Annotated in this window: 25 protein-coding genes and 1 other RNA gene; 8 read left to right on the top strand and 18 right to left on the bottom strand. The window is 52.5% G+C overall.

The genetic code is table 11. The annotated features are described in order from the left end of the window. Positions 1–20: 20 nt before the first annotated feature. The 6 genes from OGV82_RS06290 to ffh form a co-directional block, all read right to left on the bottom strand. The gene (locus OGV82_RS06290) at positions 21–374 is read right to left on the bottom strand and encodes a DUF2946 domain-containing protein (protein ID WP_012134694.1); all 354 of its coding nucleotides are present in this window, start codon (positions 372–374) and stop codon (positions 21–23) included. Positions 375–564: 190 nt separating this feature from the next. After that, a complete protein-coding gene (rplS, locus tag OGV82_RS06285; RefSeq protein WP_012134695.1) occupies positions 565–912 on the bottom strand; it encodes a 50S ribosomal protein L19 in 348 nt (115 codons plus the stop codon). Between the two features lie 41 nt (positions 913–953). After that, on the bottom strand, positions 954–1,721 hold the full coding sequence (gene trmD, locus OGV82_RS06280) for a tRNA (guanosine(37)-N1)-methyltransferase TrmD (protein ID WP_024130850.1): 768 nt from the start codon (positions 1,719–1,721) through the stop codon (positions 954–956). Between the two features lie 44 nt (positions 1,722–1,765). After that, positions 1,766–2,314 (bottom strand): ribosome maturation factor RimM, encoded by a 549-nt coding sequence (gene rimM / locus OGV82_RS06275; RefSeq protein WP_024130851.1) that lies wholly within the window; start codon positions 2,312–2,314, stop codon positions 1,766–1,768. Positions 2,315–2,332: 18 nt separating this feature from the next. After that, positions 2,333–2,581, bottom strand: coding sequence for a 30S ribosomal protein S16 (gene rpsP / locus OGV82_RS06270; RefSeq protein ID WP_012134698.1), 249 nt, complete (start codon positions 2,579–2,581; stop codon positions 2,333–2,335). A 249-nt stretch (positions 2,582–2,830) separates the two neighbouring features. Beyond that, complete coding sequence (ffh, locus tag OGV82_RS06265) at positions 2,831–4,192, bottom strand: signal recognition particle protein (RefSeq protein WP_012134699.1); 1,362 nt, start codon at positions 4,190–4,192, stop codon at positions 2,831–2,833. A 163-nt stretch (positions 4,193–4,355) separates the two neighbouring features. Between ffh and OGV82_RS06260 the strand changes: the two genes are divergently transcribed. Both OGV82_RS06260 and OGV82_RS06255 read left to right on the top strand, forming a co-directional pair. Next, positions 4,356–5,147, top strand: a complete 792-nt coding sequence (locus tag OGV82_RS06260; RefSeq protein WP_012134700.1) for a cytochrome C assembly family protein — start codon at positions 4,356–4,358, stop codon at positions 5,145–5,147. 18 nt (positions 5,148–5,165) lie between these two features. Continuing rightward, complete coding sequence (locus OGV82_RS06255; RefSeq protein WP_047461874.1) at positions 5,166–6,452, top strand: HlyC/CorC family transporter; 1,287 nt, start codon at positions 5,166–5,168, stop codon at positions 6,450–6,452. A gap of 52 nt (positions 6,453–6,504) precedes the next feature. On the opposite strand, the gene grpE is transcribed toward OGV82_RS06255, so the two are convergent. Then, positions 6,505–7,098, bottom strand: a complete 594-nt coding sequence (grpE, locus tag OGV82_RS06250) for a nucleotide exchange factor GrpE (RefSeq protein WP_024130852.1) — start codon at positions 7,096–7,098, stop codon at positions 6,505–6,507. 123 nt (positions 7,099–7,221) lie between these two features. Here grpE and nadK point away from each other — a divergent pair, with 123 nt between their 5' ends. The 3 genes from nadK to bamE all read left to right on the top strand — a co-directional run bounded on the left by nadK (position 7,222) and on the right by bamE (position 10,341). After that, positions 7,222–8,100 (top strand): NAD(+) kinase, encoded by an 879-nt coding sequence (nadK, locus tag OGV82_RS06245; protein ID WP_024130853.1) that lies wholly within the window; start codon positions 7,222–7,224, stop codon positions 8,098–8,100. Positions 8,101–8,185: 85 nt separating this feature from the next. Next, positions 8,186–9,847: a DNA repair protein RecN gene (gene recN, locus OGV82_RS06240; protein ID WP_047461871.1), complete on the top strand. Its 1,662-nt coding sequence runs from the start codon at positions 8,186–8,188 to the stop codon at positions 9,845–9,847. Between the two features lie 149 nt (positions 9,848–9,996). Next, positions 9,997–10,341 (top strand): outer membrane protein assembly factor BamE, encoded by a 345-nt coding sequence (gene bamE, locus OGV82_RS06235; protein ID WP_012134705.1) that lies wholly within the window; start codon positions 9,997–9,999, stop codon positions 10,339–10,341. 113 nt (positions 10,342–10,454) lie between these two features. Here bamE and OGV82_RS06230 read toward each other — a convergent pair whose 3' ends face one another. Continuing rightward, positions 10,455–10,745, bottom strand: coding sequence for an RnfH family protein (locus OGV82_RS06230; protein ID WP_012134706.1), 291 nt, complete (start codon positions 10,743–10,745; stop codon positions 10,455–10,457). Then, positions 10,735–11,172, bottom strand: a complete 438-nt coding sequence (ratA, locus tag OGV82_RS06225; protein WP_024130854.1) for a type II toxin-antitoxin system toxin RatA — start codon at positions 11,170–11,172, stop codon at positions 10,735–10,737. The genes OGV82_RS06230 and ratA overlap by 11 nt, the downstream gene beginning before the upstream one ends. A gap of 169 nt (positions 11,173–11,341) precedes the next feature. Here ratA and smpB point away from each other — a divergent pair, with 169 nt between their 5' ends. The 3 genes from smpB (at position 11,342) to OGV82_RS06210 (ending at position 12,812) form a co-directional block, all read left to right on the top strand. Next, positions 11,342–11,824, top strand: a complete 483-nt coding sequence (gene smpB, locus OGV82_RS06220) for an SsrA-binding protein SmpB (RefSeq protein ID WP_012134708.1) — start codon at positions 11,342–11,344, stop codon at positions 11,822–11,824. 145 nt (positions 11,825–11,969) lie between these two features. Beyond that, positions 11,970–12,332: a transfer-messenger RNA gene (ssrA, locus tag OGV82_RS06215) on the top strand. 96 nt (positions 12,333–12,428) lie between these two features. Beyond that, a complete protein-coding gene (locus tag OGV82_RS06210; protein WP_286462640.1) occupies positions 12,429–12,812 on the top strand; it encodes a hypothetical protein in 384 nt (127 codons plus the stop codon). A 39-nt stretch (positions 12,813–12,851) separates the two neighbouring features. Here OGV82_RS06210 and OGV82_RS06205 read toward each other — a convergent pair whose 3' ends face one another. The 9 genes from OGV82_RS06205 to OGV82_RS06165 all read right to left on the bottom strand — a co-directional run bounded on the left by OGV82_RS06205 (position 12,852) and on the right by OGV82_RS06165 (position 20,243). Beyond that, a complete protein-coding gene (locus OGV82_RS06205) occupies positions 12,852–13,070 on the bottom strand; it encodes an ogr/Delta-like zinc finger family protein (protein WP_045901840.1) in 219 nt (72 codons plus the stop codon). 67 nt (positions 13,071–13,137) lie between these two features. Continuing rightward, positions 13,138–14,238, bottom strand: a complete 1,101-nt coding sequence (locus OGV82_RS06200; protein ID WP_286462639.1) for a phage late control D family protein — start codon at positions 14,236–14,238, stop codon at positions 13,138–13,140. Continuing rightward, on the bottom strand, positions 14,235–14,720 hold the full coding sequence (locus OGV82_RS06195) for a phage tail protein (RefSeq protein WP_025711954.1): 486 nt from the start codon (positions 14,718–14,720) through the stop codon (positions 14,235–14,237). Before OGV82_RS06195 ends, OGV82_RS06200 begins: the two co-directional genes overlap by 4 nt. After that, a complete protein-coding gene (locus tag OGV82_RS06190) occupies positions 14,717–17,494 on the bottom strand; it encodes a phage tail tape measure protein (protein ID WP_286462638.1) in 2,778 nt (925 codons plus the stop codon). Before OGV82_RS06190 ends, OGV82_RS06195 begins: the two co-directional genes overlap by 4 nt. Further along, positions 17,487–17,606: a GpE family phage tail protein gene (locus tag OGV82_RS06185; protein ID WP_000763315.1), complete on the bottom strand. Its 120-nt coding sequence runs from the start codon at positions 17,604–17,606 to the stop codon at positions 17,487–17,489. The genes OGV82_RS06190 and OGV82_RS06185 overlap by 8 nt, the downstream gene beginning before the upstream one ends. A gap of 14 nt (positions 17,607–17,620) precedes the next feature. Continuing rightward, positions 17,621–17,923 carry a phage tail assembly protein gene (locus tag OGV82_RS06180; RefSeq protein WP_286462637.1) on the bottom strand — a complete coding sequence of 101 codons (303 nt, stop codon included), beginning with the start codon at positions 17,921–17,923 and terminating at the stop codon, positions 17,621–17,623. A gap of 54 nt (positions 17,924–17,977) precedes the next feature. Then, on the bottom strand, positions 17,978–18,493 hold the full coding sequence (locus tag OGV82_RS06175) for a phage major tail tube protein (RefSeq protein ID WP_286462636.1): 516 nt from the start codon (positions 18,491–18,493) through the stop codon (positions 17,978–17,980). Positions 18,494–18,502: 9 nt separating this feature from the next. Continuing rightward, positions 18,503–19,675: a phage tail sheath protein gene (locus tag OGV82_RS06170; protein ID WP_286462635.1), complete on the bottom strand. Its 1,173-nt coding sequence runs from the start codon at positions 19,673–19,675 to the stop codon at positions 18,503–18,505. Positions 19,676–19,814: 139 nt separating this feature from the next. Beyond that, a complete protein-coding gene (locus OGV82_RS06165; RefSeq protein ID WP_286462633.1) occupies positions 19,815–20,243 on the bottom strand; it encodes a tail fiber assembly protein in 429 nt (142 codons plus the stop codon). Between the last annotated feature and the right edge of the window lie 2 nt (positions 20,244–20,245).

Raw genomic sequence — 20,245 nt, 5'->3', positions numbered from 1 at the left:
GCACAAACGTATTGTTAGATTCAGGAAACAGCAGACCTGCGCGGCGGTGCGCGCGTATCGGGATAAAGCCAGGGGAAGAAATGCCAGTGTTTAACAACCGGGCGTGGCGGCGTCAGCTTTTGTCTGAGCAGCATCCCGGACAATAGGATGACCAGCGCCAGCATCAGGCCAGGAACATGGGTCAGGAGGACGCAATACCCGCACGCTTCACCGTGATCGACAGGCATCGGCATTGATGAAGACTGCCCATGATGTCCAACATGTTCAGCCATCATGCTCATGTCATGATGCATACCAGGCATGGCGCTCATGGGATCTTTTTGCAACGAGACGGAGATAAGCGGCGCCACCACGATCAGCAGGATCGCAAACATCGCGAGCCATGTCGCGTTGCGTTGATACGCAGGCTGACGAAATGTACCGATAACCACTGCCCCTCCCGTAACGAACGGGCATTGTAAATGATTTATGAACTAATGGTTAACGTTGTGAGCTTCACGAAGATAAAAAAAGGGCCAGCCAACTGGCCAGCCCTTTCTTACAGGATGTCGCCTGAGCGATATCTTAGTTAAGACGCTCTTTAATACGAGCAGCCTTACCAGTACGCTCACGCAGGTAGTACAGTTTAGCTTTACGAACGGCACCACGACGTTTAACAGCAATGCTGTCAACTACCGGAGAGTGAGTCTGGAAGACACGCTCAACGCCTTCGCCGTTGGAAATTTTACGAACAGTGAATGCAGAGTGCAGACCGCGGTTACGAATAGCGATAACCACGCCCTCGAATGCCTGCAGACGTTTTTTGGAACCTTCAACAACCCATACTTTCACTTCCACGGTATCACCCGGACGGAAGGAAGGTACGTCCTGCTTCATCTGCTCTTGTTCAAGTTGCTTAATAATGTTGCTCATAATTTAATCTCTTATCCTGGGTAAACTGATATTTGGGGGTCTCAGACCAGCCCATCATGTTTATGTTGCTGTTGTGCGTGTTCCGTTTTGAACTCCGCCAGCAACCTTGCTTGCTCTTCAGTCAGAGCCAGGTTTTCCAGAAGTTCAGGTCTTCTAAGCCAGGTTCGGCCCAGCGACTGTTTCAAACGCCAGCGACGTATCTCAGCATGGTTTCCTGACAGCAATACTGCCGGTACTTCCATCCCTTCCAACACTTCAGGTCGAGTATAGTGTGGACAGTCCAGTAATCCATCGGCAAAGGAATCTTCGATTGCCGAAGCCTCATGACCCAGAACCCCCGGAATGAACCGGGAAACGGAGTCAATCAGCGTCATTGCTGGTAACTCACCACCACTGAGTACGTAATCGCCGATTGACCATTCTTCGTCAATTTCGGTTTGAATCACGCGCTCATCTATTCCTTCGTAGCGACCGCACACCAGAATCAGTTTCTGATTCGTTGCCAGTTCGCTGACGCCCGCTTGATCAAGCTTGCGTCCCTGAGGTGACAGATAGATCACCTTAGCGCCTTCACCCGCCGCGCTTTTTGCTGCATGAATGGCGTCCCGCAAGGGTTGCACCATCATTAACATCCCCGGTCCGCCGCCGTAAGGACGATCGTCCACGGTACGGTGCCGGTCATGCGTGAAATCACGAGGACTCCAGCTCTGGATGCTCAGCAGGCCATTTTTTACTGCCCGGCCAGTTACCCCGTAATCGGTAATTGCGCGGAACATTTCAGGAAACAGGCTAACGATACCTATAAACACAAGCCAATCCCCATAACGCCGACTTTTACCGTTTATCCGGTGGTTTAAAAACCAGGATCCCAATCTACTTCGATAGTACGAGTAGCGAGATCGACTTTCTTGATAACCTGCCCATCGAGGAACGGCACAAGACGTTCCTTGATACCAAACGCATCTTTCAGGTTTGCCTTGATGACGATGACGTCATTCGAACCGGTTTCCATCATATCGACGACTTTACCGAGATCGTAGCCTTCAGTGGTCACTACCTGGCAGCCCATAAGGTCTTTCCAGTAGTAGGAACCATCTTCCAGCGCAGGCAACTGCGAGGAATCCACGACAATTTCGCAATTAGTCAGTAGATTCGCCGAATCACGATCGTCAACGCCTTTCAGCTTGATGATCAGATCCTGATTGTGGTGCTTCCAGCTTTCCAGCTGTACTTGCTGCCACTGACCCGCCTTCTGGATAAACCAGGGCTGATAGTCAAAAATGCTTTCGGCGTCTTCGGTGGAAGAAAACACTCTGAGCCACCCACGAATACCGTAAGACGACCCCATTTTCCCCAAAACGATGGGTTCAACGGGCGCTTGCGCAGTGAGTTGCTTGCTCATCATGACCACCGTGACAGATTAAGCTGCTTTGTTTGCTGCTTTGATCAGCGCTGCAACGCGATCAGAAATAGTCGCGCCCTGGCCAACCCAGTGAGCGATGCGATCCAGATCCAGGCGGGTGCCTTCTTCTTTTTCGCTGGCGATCGGGTTGAAGAAGCCAACGCGCTCAATGAAGCGACCGTTGCGTGCATTACGGCTGTCGGTAACAACAACCTGGTAGAACGGACGCTTTTTAGCGCCGTGACGAGCTAAACGAATAGTAACCATAACATCCTCTTGTGTGAATAAAACACCCAGGCCCCATCGAGGAACGGAGCCCGGGTGTCATATTAAAAGCCCGAAAATTTTACTGATTTCTGGGGAAAATGCAATCAGCAGTTGATAACTCTGCTATAAAAGGCCGTCGGCGGTGCAGGCAGTTCGGTGCCGGTGTGCGCGCAGCCACCGGAGCGTACACGCAGTACGTGAGGATGGCGAGCACACCCCGGTGCCGAAATGGCAAACAAGCCAGGCCGATTAACGACCCGGGAAGCCTGGCGGCATCATACCCTTCATGCCACGCATCATCTTCGCCATCCCGCCTTTCTTCATTTTCTTCATCATGCGCTGCATGTCGTCGAACTGTTTCAGAAGACGGTTAACGTCCTGTACCTGCATGCCACAACCGGCTGCGATACGGCGTTTACGGGAACCTTTGATGATTTCTGGCTTCGCGCGCTCTTTCAGCGTCATCGAGTTGATGATCGCCTCCATCCGCACCAGCACCTTGTCATCCATCTGCGATTTCACGTTGTCAGGAATCTGGCCCATGCCCGGCAGCTTGCCCATCAGACTCGCCATACCGCCCATGTTTTTCATCTGGTTGAGCTGTTCGAGGAAATCGTTCAGATCAAAGCCGTCGCCTTTTTTCAGTTTGCTGGCTAATTTCTCAGCCTGCGCGCGGTCAACTTTGCTTTCAATATCTTCGATCAGCGACAGCACGTCGCCCATGCCGAGAATACGGGACGCGATACGATCCGGGTGGAACGGCTCCAGCGCTTCGGTTTTCTCGCCAACGCCGAGGAATTTAATCGGCTTGCCGGTGATATGACGAATAGAGAGCGCGGCACCGCCACGGGCGTCACCGTCGACTTTCGTCAGCACCACGCCGGTCAACGGCAGCGCTTCGTTAAACGCTTTCGCGGTATTCGCGGCATCCTGACCGGTCATCGCATCGACCACAAACAGGGTCTCTACCGGATTAATAGAAGCGTGGACCTGTTTGATTTCGTCCATCATCGCTTCATCGACGTGCAGGCGACCAGCGGTATCCACCAGCAGCACGTCGTAGAATTTGAGTTTCGCTTCTTTCAGTGCGGCATTGACGATATCAACCGGCTTCTGACCGACGTCAGACGGGAAGAAATCGACGTCAACCTGCTGCGCCAGGGTTTCCAGCTGTTTGATCGCCGCCGGGCGATAAACGTCGGCAGAGACGACCAGCACTTTCTTCTTGTGCTTCTCGCGCAGGAATTTACCCAGCTTACCGACGCTGGTGGTTTTACCGGCGCCCTGCAAGCCCGCCATCAGCACGACGGCTGGCGGCTGCGCGGCCAGATTCAGGGTCTGGTTCTCTTCGCCCATCGCCGCAACCAGTTCGTTGCGCACAATCTTGACGAACTCCTGCCCCGGCGTCAGGCTCTTGTTAACTTCATGACCAACCGCTTTCTCTTTTACGCGATTGATAAACTCTCGCACTACAGGAAGCGCAACGTCAGCCTCCAGCAGCGCCATGCGCACTTCGCGCAGCGTCTCTTTAACGTTGTCTTCAGTAAGGCGTCCACGGCCACTGATATTGCGCAGCGTGCGCGACAAACGATCGGTTAAATTATCAAACATTGTCTCTCGCCTGGGGTGGAAACGGTTGGTCGCTAGCGCGACACATATACAGAATTTTGTCGCAGTATAACATGAAGCCGCCTTTGTTGTTATGCAACGGTTGGAGCAGCGGTCACGTAACGCTATACTGCTTCTCTCTCACTGGCCAACTGTCGACACTCCTATGCCCGTTTTTGCTTTACTCGCTCTTGTCGCCTATTCCATCAGCCTCGCGCTGATCGTTCCTGCTTTGCTGCAAAAAAACAGCGGCTGGCGGCGTATGGCTATCCTTTCTGCGGTCATCGCGCTGGTGTGCCATGCTTTTGCGCTGGAAGCCCGAATCCTGCCCGGCGGCGAAAGCGGTCAAAACCTGAGCCTGCTGAACGTCGGTTCGCTGGTCAGCCTGATGATTTGTACCGTCATGACAATTGTCGCTTCACGCAATCGCGGCTGGCTGCTGCTGCCTGTTGTCTACGCCTTTGCGTTGATTAACCTGGCCTTCGCCACGTTCATGCCGAACGAGTACATCACCCACCTCGAAGCCACGCCAGGTATGATGATACACATCGGCCTGTCGCTGTTCGCTTACGCCACATTGATCATTGCCGCGCTGTATGCGTTGCAGCTGGCATGGATCGACTATCAGCTCAAAAACAAAAAGCTGGCGTTCAATAATGAAATGCCCCCGCTGATGAGCATTGAGCGCAAAATGTTTCACATCACGCAGATTGGCGTGGTGCTGCTGACGCTCACGCTGTGTACTGGCCTGTTTTACATGCATAACCTGTTCAGCATGGAAAATATCGACAAAGCCGTTCTCTCTATCGTGGCATGGTTTGTCTATATTGTTCTGTTGTGGGGACATTATCACGAAGGCTGGCGCGGACGTCGGGTCGTATGGTTTAACGTCGCGGGCGCAGGCATTCTGACGCTGGCCTATTTCGGCAGCCGCGTATTGCAGCAGTTTGTAAGCTAAGTCTTAAAGGAGCACCCCCTGGAACATATCTCCACTACCACGCTGATCGTCACACTGATCATCATGGTGGTTATTTCAGCCTATTTTTCCGGTTCCGAAACCGGCATGATGACGCTGAACCGCTATCGTCTTCGCCACCTGGCAAAACAGGGCAACCGTCCGGCAAAGCGCGTGGAAAAACTACTGCGCAAGCCGGATCGACTGATAAGCCTGGTTCTGATCGGTAATAACCTGGTCAATATTCTCGCCTCAGCCATCGGCACCATCGTCGGTATGCGTCTGTACGGCGATGCGGGCGTGGCGATTGCCACCGGCGTACTGACGTTTGTCGTCCTCGTATTTGCGGAAGTGCTGCCGAAAACCATCGCCGCGCTGTACCCGGAAAAAGTGGCCTACCCCAGCAGTTTTCTGCTGGCGCCTTTGCAGGTGCTGATGATGCCGCTGGTCTGGTTGCTTAACACCATTACCCGGCTGCTGATGCGTATGATGGGCATTAAAACGGATATCGTCATCAGCGGCTCTCTGAGTAAAGACGAACTGCGCACGCTCGTGAATGAATCCCGCTCGCAAATCTCCCGCCGCAACCAGGACATGCTGCTCTCAGTGCTGGATCTGGAAAAGGTCAGCGTGGATGACATCATGGTGCCGCGCAACGAAATTATCGGCATTGATATCAATGACGACTGGAAGTCGATCGTCCGCCAGCTTTCTCACTCGCCGCACGGGCGCATTGTGCTTTACCGCGACTCGCTGGATGACGCCATCAGCATGCTGCGCGTACGCGAAGCCTGGCGGTTAATGTCCGAGAAAAAAGAGTTCACTAAAGAGACCATGCTGCGCGCCGCCGATGAGATCTACTTCATCCCGGAAGGCACGCCGCTCAGCACGCAGCTGGTAAAATTTCAGCGTAATAAAAAGAAAGTCGGGCTGGTGGTCAACGAATACGGGGATATTCAGGGGCTGGTGACGGTCGAAGATATTCTGGAAGAGATTGTCGGCGACTTCACTACCTCGATGTCGCCAACGCTGGCGGAAGAGGTCACGCCGCAGAATGACGGTTCAGTGATTATCGACGGCAGCGCCAACGTGCGGGAAATCAACAAAGCCTTTAACTGGCACCTGCCGGAAGACGATGCGCGAACGGTAAACGGCGTGATTCTGGAAGCGCTGGAAGAGATCCCCATCGCCGGAACGCGCGTGCGCATTGGCCAGTACGATATCGATATTCTCGACGTCCAGGACAATATGATTAAGCAGGTTAAAGTCTTGCCGGTGAAACCGTTGCGGGAGAGTATCTCAGAATAATGTTGTAGGCCGGGTACGGCGAATGCCGCCACCCGGCGCTACGGATGGCAAATTACGCTTTCGCCTTCGCCACCGTCACCATCGCCGCGCGAATAGTACGACCGTTCAGCGTATAGCCTTTCTGCATAATGCCCAGCACGTTACCCGGGGTAACATCCTCAGACTCCACCATCGCAATCGCCTGATGCACGTTCGGATCCAGCGGTACGTTGGTGTCAGCAATCACCTCTACGCCGAACTTACGCACGACATCCAGCATGGATTTCAGCGTCAGCTCAATGCCTTCGACCATTGACGCCATATCTGGATTCGCTTTATCCGCCACTTCCAGCGCACGATCCAGGCTATCGATAACCGGCAACAGCTCATTGACGAATTTTTCCAGCGCGAACTTATGCGCCTTTTCTACGTCCAGTTCGGTACGACGGCGCAGGTTTTCCATTTCCGCTTTGATACGTAACACGCTGTCACGTTCGCGATTCTGGGCTTCAGCAAGCTGCGCTTCCAGATTCGCAATTTTTTCATCGCGCGGATCCACCTGCTCAGCAGAAGCGTCTGATTCAACCGCCTCAACTTCTTCGTGCTGATCCATGATAATTTCTTCCGGGGCTTGCCCCTCAGGCGTTTTCTGTTCTTTACTACTCATGAATTTCTCCGCGTTTTTTTTCGCATTCATCTCGCTAACTTCGCTTATTATGGGGATCAGATTCAGGGTTTCAAGGGAAGCACTCACATTGTCATCAATCTTCGCTACAAGGACCTCGAGAAAATGAACAATCATTTCAAGTGTATTGGCATTGTGGGACATCCACGTCACCCCACTGCACTGACGACACATGAAATGCTCTACCGCTGGCTATGCACAAAAGGTTACGAGGTCATCGTGGAGCAACAGATCGCCCACGAATTACAGCTGAAAAATGTAAAAACCGGCACGCTGGCGGAAATTGGTCAACTGGCGGATCTCGCCGTCGTTGTCGGCGGGGATGGCAATATGCTCGGCGCGGCGCGCACGCTGGCGCGCTATGACATCAAAGTGATCGGCATTAACCGTGGCAATCTCGGCTTCCTGACCGACCTTGACCCGGACAACGCCCTGCAACAACTCGCGGACGTACTGGAAGGCCATTATATCGCCGAGAAACGCTTTTTACTGGAAGCTCAGGTCTGCCAGCAAAACTGCCAGAAACGCATCAGTACCGCCATCAATGAAGTCGTGCTGCACCCGGGAAAAGTGGCGCACATGATTGAATTTGAAGTGTATATCGACGAAACCTTCGCCTTTTCTCAGCGTTCCGATGGCCTGATCATCTCCACGCCGACCGGTTCCACCGCCTATTCACTCTCGGCGGGCGGCCCCATTCTGACGCCGTCGCTGGACGCCATCACGCTGGTGCCGATGTTCCCGCACACCCTATCCGCACGCCCGTTGGTCATTAACGGCAGCAGCACGATTCGTTTGCGTTTCTCACACCGCCGTAGCGACCTCGAAATCAGTTGCGACAGTCAGATTGCCCTGCCCATACAGGAAGGCGAAGATGTATTGATCCGCCGCTGTGACTACCACCTGAACCTGATACACCCTAAAGATTACAGTTATTTCAACACATTAAGCACAAAACTAGGCTGGTCAAAAAAATTATTCTAATTTAACGTCGCCCTCTTTACTGTATAAAAAACCAGTTTATACTGTATGTAATCACAGTTATGGTTTTTCATACAGGAAAACAGCTATGTTGGCACAACTGACCATCAGCAATTTTGCTATCGTTCGTGAACTTGAGATCGATTTCCAGAGCGGAATGACCGTCATTACCGGTGAAACCGGCGCGGGTAAGTCTATTGCGATTGATGCGCTCGGCTTGTGTCTGGGTGGCCGTGCAGACGCCGACATGGTGCGGGTGGGAGCAACCCGCGCAGACCTGTGCGCCCGCTTCTCACTGAAAGATACGCCAGCAGCGCTGCGCTGGCTGGAAGGAAACCAACTGGAAGAAGGGCGTGAGTGCTTACTTCGCCGCGTCATTAGCAGCGACGGTCGCTCCCGCGGCTTCATCAACGGCACCGCCGTGCCTCTCTCCCAGTTACGGGAACTGGGCCAGTTGCTCATTCAAATTCACGGCCAGCATGCGCATCAGCTACTGACCAAGTCTGAACATCAAAAATCCCTGCTCGACGGCTACGCCAACGAAGCGCTTCTGATTCAGGAAATGTCCTCACGCTATCAACTGTGGCATCAAAGCTGCCGCGATCTGGCGCATCATCAACAGCAAAGCCAGGAACGCGCCGCACGTATGGAGCTGCTGCAATATCAGTTGAAAGAACTGAACGAATTTAACCCGCAGCCCGGTGAGTTTGAGCAAATTGATGAAGAATATAAACGACTGGCAAACAGCGGCCAGTTGCTGACGACCAGCCAGAATGCGCTGACGTTGCTTGCTGATGGCGAAGACGTCAATCTGCAAAGCCAGCTGTACACGGCAAAACAGTTAGTCACCGAACTGACGGGCATGGACAGCAAACTGTCTGGCATTCTGGATATGCTGGAGGAGGCCACAATCCAGATAACTGAGGCCAGCGACGAACTGCGTCACTATTGCGACCGTCTGGATTTAGACCCCAATCGCCTGTTCGAACTTGAGCAGCGCATTTCTAAGCAGATTTCACTGGCGCGTAAACATCACGTCAGCCCGGAAGCGCTGCCGCAGTTTTATCAGTCACTGCTCGAAGAACAGCAGCAGCTTGACGATCAGGCCGACTCACTGGAAACCCTGACGCTGGCGGTGAACAAACATCGCCAGCAGGCGCTGGAAACGGCAAAAGCGCTGCATACTCAGCGTCAGCATGACGCGCAGGAACTGGGGCAGTTGATCACCGAAAGCATGCATGCGCTGTCGATGCCACATGGCCGGTTCACTATTGATGTGAAATTTGATGAGCATCATCTGAGCAGCGACGGTGCCGACCGCGTAGAGTTTAAAGTCACCACAAACCCGGGTCAGCCATTGCAGCCAATCGCAAAGGTCGCTTCCGGGGGCGAACTGTCCCGTATCGCGCTGGCAATCCAGGTCATCACTGCCCGTAAAATGGAAACCCCGGCGCTCATTTTCGATGAAGTCGATGTCGGTATCAGCGGCCCTACTGCGGCCGTTGTCGGCAAACTGCTGCGCCAGTTAGGTGAGTCAACTCAGGTAATGTGCGTCACCCACCTTCCGCAAGTTGCCGGTTGTGGTCATCAGCACTTCTTTGTCAGCAAAGAAACGGACGGCGCCATGACCGAAACGCATATGCAGTCGCTGGATAAACGCTCGCGGTTACAGGAGCTGGCTCGTTTACTTGGCGGCAGCGAAGTGACGCGTAATACCCTCGCAAATGCGAAAGAACTGTTGGCTGCGTAAACTTTTTTGACCCTTTAAGGTCTGAGTACAAAACAAAATCGCCGTAAGACCCGACACCAAAAGGTTTTAAAGTGGTGAAAGGTCTATTATCATCGGCATATTACATATGAGCCGCGTACTGCTCGGGCCCGAAAAGGAATCAAATCACTATGCGCTGTAAAACGCTGACTGCTGCCGCAGCAGTACTACTGATGTTGACCGCAGGCTGTTCCACTCTGGAGCGAGTGGTTTACCGCCCTGACATCAACCAGGGGAACTATCTGACCGCTAACGATGTCGCCAAAGTGCGCGTCGGTATGACGCAACAGCAGGTTGCTTATGCTTTGGGTACACCGATGATGTCCGATCCTTTTGGCACTAACACATGGTTCTATGTGTTCCGTCAGCAACCGGGTCATGAAGGCGTAACGCAACAAACCTTAACGCTGACCTTTAACAGCAACGGCGTGTTGACCAACATCGACAATAAGCCAGCGTTGACCGACAACAAGTAAGATTGTTTTCTGGTGTTAAAAAAGGTGCCATTGGCACCTTTTTTAATTATTGACGAACCTGAACCCGCTTTGCCGAAAGAATGCAGGCCTGATAAGCGTTCAGGCATCCATGATTATTTATTTGCCGATTTCTCCGCTCGCTGTCTGCGCAACTCTTTCGGATCGGCAATCAGCGGTCGATAGATCTCTACCCGATCGCCGTCATGAACCACGTCGGCAAGTTTTGTCGGGCGGCTATATATACCGACTTTGTTTTTAGCGAGATCGATATCGGTGCGCAGTTCCAGCAAACCGGAAGCACGAATCGCCTCTTCAACCGTCGCGCCTTCCTGCAACGTCACACGCTGTAAATACTGTTTCTCGGGCAGCGCATACGCCACTTCGACGACAATTTTAGCCGACACTGTAAACCTCTTTGGCCCGAACGGTGAACGCCTGCACCATATTAGAAGCCAGCTCTTTAAAGACGCGGCCAAACGCCAGTTCAATTAACTTGTTGGTGAACTCAAAATCAAGGTGGAACTCGATGCGGCACGCTTCCTGGCTGAGCGGCGTAAATTTCCACCCGCCAATCAACTTTTTGAAAGGGCCATCGACCAGATGCATCAGGATGCTCTGGTTATTCGTCAACTGGTTACGTGTCGTGAATGTTTTGCTGATCCCTGCCTTAGACACATCCACGGCCGCCGTCATCTGACCCGGCGTCGATTCCAGCACACGGCTGCCGACACATCCCGGCAAAAACTGAGGGTAGGACTGAACATCATTCACTAACTTATACATCTGTTCCGCGCTATAAGGGACTAAAGCGGTCCGGCTAATCTGAGGCATAGCAATTTCCATCAACATAAATCGAACAAATAATACCATTTATCCCCAGGTAAAAAAAACGCTATACCTCAACAGGGCCTACGCAGGTTCATGCTAAGATAACGCCTTATCCCCCGCAGGATGAAATGGGGTGTTTTTCGATTTCAGATTACCTATACTGAGCGGCATTATGACGAAGAAAAAAGCACACAAACCTGGCTCAGCCACTATTGCGTTGAATAAGCGCGCCCGACACGAATACTTTATTGAAGAAGAGTTCGAAGCTGGACTCGCCCTGCAAGGTTGGGAAGTTAAATCCCTGCGCGCGGGCAAAGCGAATATTAGCGATAGCTATGTCCTTCTCAGGGATGGCGAAGCGTACCTGTTCGGCGCAAACTTTACGCCAATGGCCGTCGCCTCAACGCACGTCGTGTGCGACCCCACTCGCACCCGTAAACTGCTACTGAACCAACGCGAACTCGACTCCCTGTACGGACGCGTCAATCGTGAAGGTTATACCGTCGTCGCGCTTTCACTGTACTGGAAGAACGCCTGGTGCAAAGTGAAAATCGGCGTCGCAAAAGGTAAGAAACAGCATGATAAACGCTCAGACCTGAAAGAGCGTGAGTGGCAACTGGATAAAGCCCGCATCATGAAGAATGCAGGCCGCTAAACGTTCCCTGATAACACCGCTTTCGTTGCTGGCTATTTAAGCAAATCGTTCCATCACGCGAAATGAGCGGTAAATCCTTGAAGATAAGGAAAATCGGGGGCTGGTCACGCGTGTCACAACTCTGTTATACTTAACGTAACACATTGGGGCTGATTCTGGATTCGACGGGATTTGCGAAACCCAAGGTGCATGCCGAGGGGCGGTTGGCCTCGTAAAAAGCCGCAAAAAATAGTCGCAAACGACGAAAACTACGCTTTAGCAGCTTAATAACCTGCTCTGAGCCCTCTCTCCCTAGCTTCCGCTCTTAAGACGGGGATCAAAGAGAGGTCAAACCCAAAAGAGATCGCGTGGATGCCCTGCCTGGGGTTGAAGCGTTAAAACTAATCAGGCTAGTTTGGTAGTGGCGTGTCCGTCCGCAGGTGCCAGGCGAATGTAAAGACTGACTAAGCATGTAGTACCGAGGATGTAGGAATTTCGGACGCGGGTTCAACTCCCGCCAGCTCCACCAAATAAAACAAGGGGTTACGTGAAAACGTAGCCCCTTTTTATTTAGTAGTGGCGGCAAAATGGCGACAGACATTTATCCATTAAAGGGACTACCGACGTGAAAAAATCTCTAATTGCCTTATTACTTATTACCAGCGCCAGCTCCTATGCAGACAAGATTCCGGTTTCGATTGATAATGTCATTGCTGGCACAAATGCTCGTGAGCATAGTCTTAAAAATGGTGAACTCACTGTCAGATATGACCGTTCAAAAGTGACGCAGGATATGGCCACCGCCATGTTTGACTGGATATGTAATGACTATTTCATGAATAAATGGAAGCCGGAGACAATAAAAAGGGTCACGCTTCTGAACGTCACACGCGATCAAGGTTACAAAATTGATGCTGGCGGGAATGAGTGTAAGAAAAGTGGCTCTATGACTTTTGAACAAGAGAAAGCCTATAAAGCCAATATCATCGAAAACGCTACTCAGTTCTAACGACACTCCATTTGTAAGCCAAATGGTGATAAAGACTCTTCAAAAATTCATGTGGCCTTGTCCGCCTGCTGCTGGATGAGGAGGAGCGTTATTTACTAGGGCTGGCGTAACGATAAACCGCACTACTGTTTCATGAGTGACAAAGGTGCTACCGCAATTGATATTCTGACACTGGCAGTACCGTTCTTTTGTGCTATCAGTGACCTGAAAGCTACTCCTAGTGTGCGCTGAGTGTCCACACTTTGGACAATTCATCATCTTGAGTTTCTCCGCTGCCATTAAGTCCTCAATAATGATACACAAAGAATCAATATTGAGAACTCATTTATTCTATTTCTATATCATCAATCTTTACTTCTAGCTCCAGACTGGTAGTAAAACCATTATCCGGGCTGACCGTATGGGTCAACGTTGTAATGGTCCATTCGGCATCGTCGATAGGCTGTTTAAAGCCGCTCACCTTTACTGGCATTTCGGTGTAGAGATCTGCCCGGCCCTCTGCGAGCTGCAGCGAGAATGACGCAACCCCACGCTGCAGGCGCTCCCATTGCATTTTTGCCGCACGCTCAGCATTGCTGCGGTTTGCGTAAGTACGATTTAGAACCAGTACGTTTTCATCCGTTCCCACCAGATAATCACCCTGTTTTGCTTCTGGCTCTTTTGGCGCGGTGGTTTTCTTCCGATGGCGCTTAACCTTGATTGTTTCTTTTTTCTTAGGTTCGCGGGTATGCAGCCAGCTGGCAATTACGCCGGTATAGGCACCACGATCAGCTAGGGTAAAACGATGACCGTCACCGACTTTACGCTCAATGGTGATAACCGGCAGCGGCTTACCGCTCGCCGTTTTTCCCTGCCCCTGCCGGATAAACAACAGGTTTCCATCCTTAACGGAAGCAATCGCCCCATACTGGCGCGCCAGCTTCATCAGGAAACTGGCATCGCTTTCATTGGTCTGGTCCATGTGATCCAGCGCCTTGTCCGTCAGGTCTTTACCCAGCGCCATTTTAAGGTTATGCCGCGCTGCGATTTCCTTTACCACATCGCCAACGGTTGTCTGGTGCCATGACTTTTCGCGCCGGGTATTGAGGGTTTCACGGAAATCAGCGCTACGGGCACGGATAGTCAGACGATCAGGAGCACCGCTGTGCTCAATCTCATCGACAGTAAACGCCCCTTTCGGGAAAAGCGGCTGTCCTTTCCACCCCAGCGCCAGCTGAATAACAGCACCACGTCGCGGCAGAACGATCTGCCCGTCGGCGTCGTCCAGCTCCAGATCAAGCTGGTCAGCCTCAAAACCCCGGTTATCGGTCAGCGTCAGACTCATCAGGCGCGCATCCAGCGCGGTTGTCACGTCCTTACCTTCAATAGTGATACTGAAAGCCGGGCTTTTGCTGTTCAGGTCAAAAAGATCAGAGCTAAAATTCACTGCAGCAACCCTCCAACAGTATTTTTAATATTACCTATCGCAGACGTTGCAGAGTCCTGCAGGTTACTGAGCTGATCGCTGAGACTGCCGAACATATCAGACAGCGACTCATCAACCCTTTTCAGGGTCAGCGTAAACTCAATACGGCGAGGCATTCCGCTTTCAAAAAATTCCGTTTTTGTCTGACTCAGGCTCTCGATTACAAACATGCCGTAAATGGTCCCGCTTCCCTCAATCAGGGGCCATGCTTTGCCCAGCTCTGCCATTTGCTCCAGCGCGAGCAATGACAGCCTGCCCCCGGTGACCTCCGGCAGCAGTACGCCAGATAACGTCAGCGAGTCATTATCCGGGCCAATGAACTGCGTTGATGGTCGTCGGTTCACCCGACTGTTGGCGGCGTGTCGCCAGCTTCGCTGATACTGCAGCTCCTGATATGGCACTGTACGCAGCATAAAGACATATAACCCCAGCACCATCATCATGATTCATATCCCCCTTGATCACTGAAATTACTGCGTGCTTTAGCCCTGGTCTTGCGCTCGCGTTCGTCAAGCTGTCGGGCAACTTCACGGGCAATATCTTGCGCACTCTGCCCTGGCTGAGCGTAGATAGTGATCGGCGCGTGAGTTTCAAAGTGCATCACTGGCGGCGCGCTGGCAGATTTCGCAGGCTGGCTTTGTTTATATGCTACAGTAGGCAGACTGTAAGGATGTAGTGGAGCAGCCTCTGCAGGCGCTGCCGCTACGCCCATGACACCTGCAACGACGGAAGCCAGCGCGGCAGTGCGCCGCCTGCTGGTCACATTTGCGGGTCCGTTCACAATTTCAGGGCCGTTCTCCCCAACAATACCGAACTGACCGCGCGGAATAATCCCACCACTGTCATACATCCCGGCAAACGGAACGGCAGCAGCCGCAGCTCCACCAACCACCTGCACCTGTGCTTTGTCTTGTATTTTATTATTTCCGGTCATCCAGTCAGGCAGATAATCGGTGACTGAGGAAAGCTTGCTTTTGAGTGCCTCCCATTTGGCATTAATTCCATCGAGAATGCTGTCAATAATGGCGCTGCCCATGTCCTGAAACTTCGCAGGAAGCGCGGCAACATCAGCCAGGATCGAATTCCATTTATCACTAATAGATTGTCTGATATTGGCCCACGCTTCAGAAACGCCAGATTTTATTGAATCCCAATTTTTAGCTATTAATCCCGGCAAGGTATAATTAAAGAACAGTGACTTAATCCCCTCCCATGCGGCGCTGGCCTTCTCTTTAATCCAATCCCATGCCGTACTTGTGGCATTACATACGGCATCCCACATTGCCTTGAATTTTGGCCCAAGCGTGTCCCAGTTCTGCCAGATATAAATTGCACCAGCGGCGATCAGCCCAATGACGGCCAGTATAGGATTTGCAAACATCAATCGGCCCAGCCATATAACTGACTTGCCAACAGAACTGATTGCTTTCCCAATAAGACCAAATGCAGATGAAAATTTTAGCCCCATCACCCCTGCGCTCATTCGCACTACTGCCATCGGCCCTAACACGGACGCCAGCGCCAGTGAAACAACCCCAGCGGCGGTTGCAACAATGGCAAAGCCTGCTGCCAGCTTAAACAGCGCAGAGGTCAATTGTGGGTGTCGTTTAACAAAACCATCCAGACGCGAAGCCAGTTCACCCAACCAGTCTGCCAGCTTCTTTAATGCTGGGGCAACTGTTTCACCGATACTAGCCATAGCATTGGTAAAGGAACCTGTAGCGGCTTCCCATTTATTACCAAGAGTATTCAAGGAGGCATCAACACGCTCGCGTAGAGAAGCCTGATTTTGTAACTTTGAAGCCGTTTCACGATAGCCTGAGATGCCTTTGGTAATCATAATATTTAGCACCTGCAGCGTTTCCGCATCATCCCCAAAAATACCTTTTAGAGTAGCTAACCTTTTCTCAGTATTAAGCTTTTGGAGTTGAGCTAACTGCGTGTACATTTTCTCCAGCCCGCCAAACTCCCCCTTGCCATCCGTAAAATCGAACTTAACGCCAGTGCCTTTTAGTTCATCATTAGCATCCTTCACTTTTTCCGTATTCATGACGGACTGAAATACTTTTCGGTAGGCATTACCAGCTGACTCTCCAGCCATACCAGCCTGATCAGCCATAACTAATAGAGGAGCAAATGTCTTAGCCGCGTCCAATCCCTTTTTATGAATAATATCCATCGCGCTGCTGATTTTTGAGAACCCCTGCAGCATATTTCCTGAATCTACCCCTGCGTAGAATCCTTTCTGGATCACGTCCATCAGATTCATCATGTCTTTTTCGGAGGTCTGAGTAGCATCTTGTAACTTAGCCGCAAACTCAGCTGCTGCAGTGGGAGCCATCTGTAACTGCACGCCAAGATAAGCTGCTGACTCTCCCAAGCCGCCCATGATGACCTGCGCCGACATACCCTGACGGCGTAGCATAGTCATCATGTTCTGAAAGTCGGCTGTTGTTCCCGGCAGCTTATCGCCCAAAGCAACTGCAAGCCGGTTAATTTTTTCAAATTCAGGCGCTACCTTTCCGCCCGGCCCCATCATTGAACCGGCGAGCTGATTCGCTGCATTTTCTGATTCTGAATAGGCTTTTACTGGAGCCAGCAACGTCATGCCAGTAGTTACCCCAGCCGCCATCGCCCCTGCACCATTACCTGCCAGAGAGTTCCTTAACTCGCGGGTCTTTTCAGCCTTGGCTTTGATGGCGTTGAGCTTTCGCTGACGCTCGCCAACTTCACGCAGCCTGCGCTCCTGCTCAGCCAAGTGTCGGTTATACCGCTCAGTTTCTCGTGCAATCCGTGCCGTCTCACGCGCTCCGCCCCCAGCAGATAACCCCAGCCGATAAAGCTCAGCCCTGGCTGCCGCCATCTGGCGAGTTTCCTGTTGCTGTTTTTGTTCAAGACGTGAAACAGCACGCCACTGAGCTTCAAGCGCCTGCGTTTGTTTTTTTGTCGGTGATTCCAAAGATGACATTTCGCGCGTCATCATTTGAGCGCGTAGCCTCGCCTGATCCAGTTCGGCACCAGTACGGCTAACACTTTGAGTTAGCTGATCGAAAGATTTAAGCTGACCTCCAGCATCACTCAGCTTTTTAATCTGATCGCGGGTTTGTCGAATAGCTGATGCCAGCTCCTTAGAGCCAGCCTGTGCATTTTTAAATGGGCGGGTTAACTTATCCACCGCCCCCAGAACTACCTGCAGTCGCAGGTTATTATCACTCATCGCTGGCCCCGCTTCGCTGAATTGCCTTATGCCGCCACTCCAGCACATCAGTCAGCGGCATAACGTCAGTGATGGACGGCGACCAGTGAAAGATGGTGGCAATGTCTGCCACCAGATCATCAACCGTCAGGTTGTCGGCAAATCGGCAAGCACCGACTTCTTCAACAAAAAAGTCACCACCTCAACCGACAACGCGGTGAGATCGGCAGGGTCCAGCTCTGCCATTTCCTGCGCGGTCAGCGTCGGGGTGGAGATACGCGGGATCACAGTCATCATTGCGCCCACGTCCATATCCATAATGGCCTGCAGACGGGTGCCACGCAGCGCGCCGGACTGCGGCTTGCGCAGCACAATTTCAGTAATTTCAGTTTTACCACGCTTGATCGGGGTATCCAGTTGCACGGTCTTTTCAGTCAGCTTGTCGCTCATGTTCGTTTCCTGTTAATGAAATACTGGCGCGGCTGCCCGCGCCGTTAAGGTTAATCAGAGGCCGAGGGCATTACGGTGTTCTTCCATCAGGTCCACGCCGTCAACGATTTCAATCATGTTGACCAGATCGACCTCATAGAGCACCTCGCCGTTAATGGTCAGCTTCGCGTAGCTGTTGGTGCTGCTGACTTTCGTGGTGCTGCTTTCGCCGGTTTTCCACTCGCCGGAATCCACTTCTTTATGACGCCCGCGCACAACCAGCTCAACGGCCTGCACTTCGCCGGTATCGTCACGCTGAATGGAGCCGGTGAAACGCAACTGGATGCCGTCAACCGTGGCTTTGCCCATCTGCTTGAATAACAGCAGTTCGGTGCCGCCGATTGAAAATTCCGTGTCCAGTGCGCCGTCATCCAGCCCCATGTCCACGTCCACCGCGCCCGGCATACCGCCGCCGCGATACTTTTCAAACTTACGGGTAAATTTCGGCAGGGTCAGAGACTCAACGATCCCCTGCCAGTTGTTCCCGTCGTTGAACAGGTTCAGGTGTTTTAACTTGCGTGGTAAAGCCATGGTGTCCCCTTACGCGCTGACCTGGCTGGAGAAATCCAGCAGGTACTGATCGGTGATGCGCTGGCGCAGCATCAGGTTTTCAAGCGGCGGCACCGGCGTGTAGTCGTAGTCGATAGTGAGCTTCCCGGCTTTCAGGGAGTCTTTATCGTTCACCGACTCATCCAGCCAGCAGTCTGCGCCGATGATGTAGCCCTGCGTTTTCAGGCTGCGCAGCTTGGCGCGAATACCTTCGATAATGTCACGGGCCAGCGACGGGTTGAGCACGCCATCCACCGCCCACATGTGCGCTTCTGCGATGGTGTCAGCCAGCACCTGCGCTGTGCGGGTGTAGTTTTCAAACTGAAACAGCGGATCGTCACTGAGGCAGCGGGAACCCCAGAAGCGGAAGCCGTCTTTGCGGATAAGCGTGGTGACGTCGTTCTGGTTCAGCAGTCCCGCATCAGTTGCCGGGTCCTGCAGATCCCAGAACACATCTGCGGAAATGCCGGTGACGCCGTTCACGCCCACGTTAGACAGGGTTTTGTGCCAGCCGGTCTGCTCGTCAATTTTGGCGCGCAGACCGAGCGCACGGGCAGAGGCGTAAGCCGTCGCATCTGCATTCAGCACAGTGTCAAAGTTGATGAAGTCAGGCCAAATCAGCATCCCCTCTCGCTGGCTGAAATTGTCACGATATGCAATCGCTTCTTCTACCGTTTTGCAGTCATAGGCGGACAGATAGGCAAATCCGCGCAGACTCTGCGCCACGCTCAGCAGCTCAGTGGCAACCGCCTGCGTGTCATGCCCCGGCACGCCGAGAATACGCGGCTTGACGCCCAGCTGCGACTGCGCCGAAAGCAACGCTTTCATGCCCGTTTTTTTACCGTCAGCGGTCACGCCGCCGATAATGTTGGAGGTGGTTTCCGCTTCGGTTTCGCCCTGCGCCACGCGCACAACGACTGTCACGGGTTTAGCCTGGTCTGCAATCGCATCCAGCGAACGGGCCAGCGTGCCGGACTCGCCCGCTTTACCGCTGGCGGTCAGCACATCGGTCAGCAGAACAGGCTTATTGAGGGGAAACATGGACGCATCAGCATCATCGCCGGTGCAGACCATGCCCACGATGGCGGTGCTCACCGTAGTAATGGATCGGGTGCCCTCGTTGACTTCAACAACGCGCACCCCGTGGTGGTAATCCTGAGCCATAAGGCAGTCTCTCCGGTTTACAGGGGGTGTGCCTATGTTCTGGTTGATATGCGCGCGGCGCACGCGCCGGGCTATGTGTGGGGAATGGCACAATGAAAGGAGGAAAAAAACCCCCGCAGGAGCGGGGATGTGATTATGCTTACGGGCGTTCAGGCCAGATAATTTCCTGCGGTTCAGAGGTATTAATCGCCTCCAGCGCATCCAGATAATCAAGCCAGATATTGTACCGTGTCAGCTCATCATCTTTTAATCTCCCAATAGCCGCTTTTCCGGGCCACTGTCGGCTACTGATATAACCGTTAGCTTCGTTAATTAATTGCTGTTGTTTGCTTTCTGCGGCAGCAATTAACTCCTTTATTGTCGGCTCTGGTCGATCCACCCAGCACGGCATTCCATCACTGTCCACACCGCGCTCTTTCCCGTCAGGTGGTGTTGATGTGTACTGGATGAATAAATCATCGCTAATTTCCACGCCATCTTCGGGCCAATTACCCTCCAACTTGTGCTCTGCCATTTTAGATACCAGAAAGAAAGCGTTTTTTGACGGACTGTAAACGTAATTGCTCATTA

The sequence above is a fragment of the Citrobacter sp. CK191 genome (assembly GCF_030333435.1).
GTDB lineage: Bacteria > Pseudomonadota > Gammaproteobacteria > Enterobacterales > Enterobacteriaceae > Citrobacter_B > Citrobacter_B koseri.
This window is presented reverse-complemented; position numbering and strand designations above follow the sequence as displayed.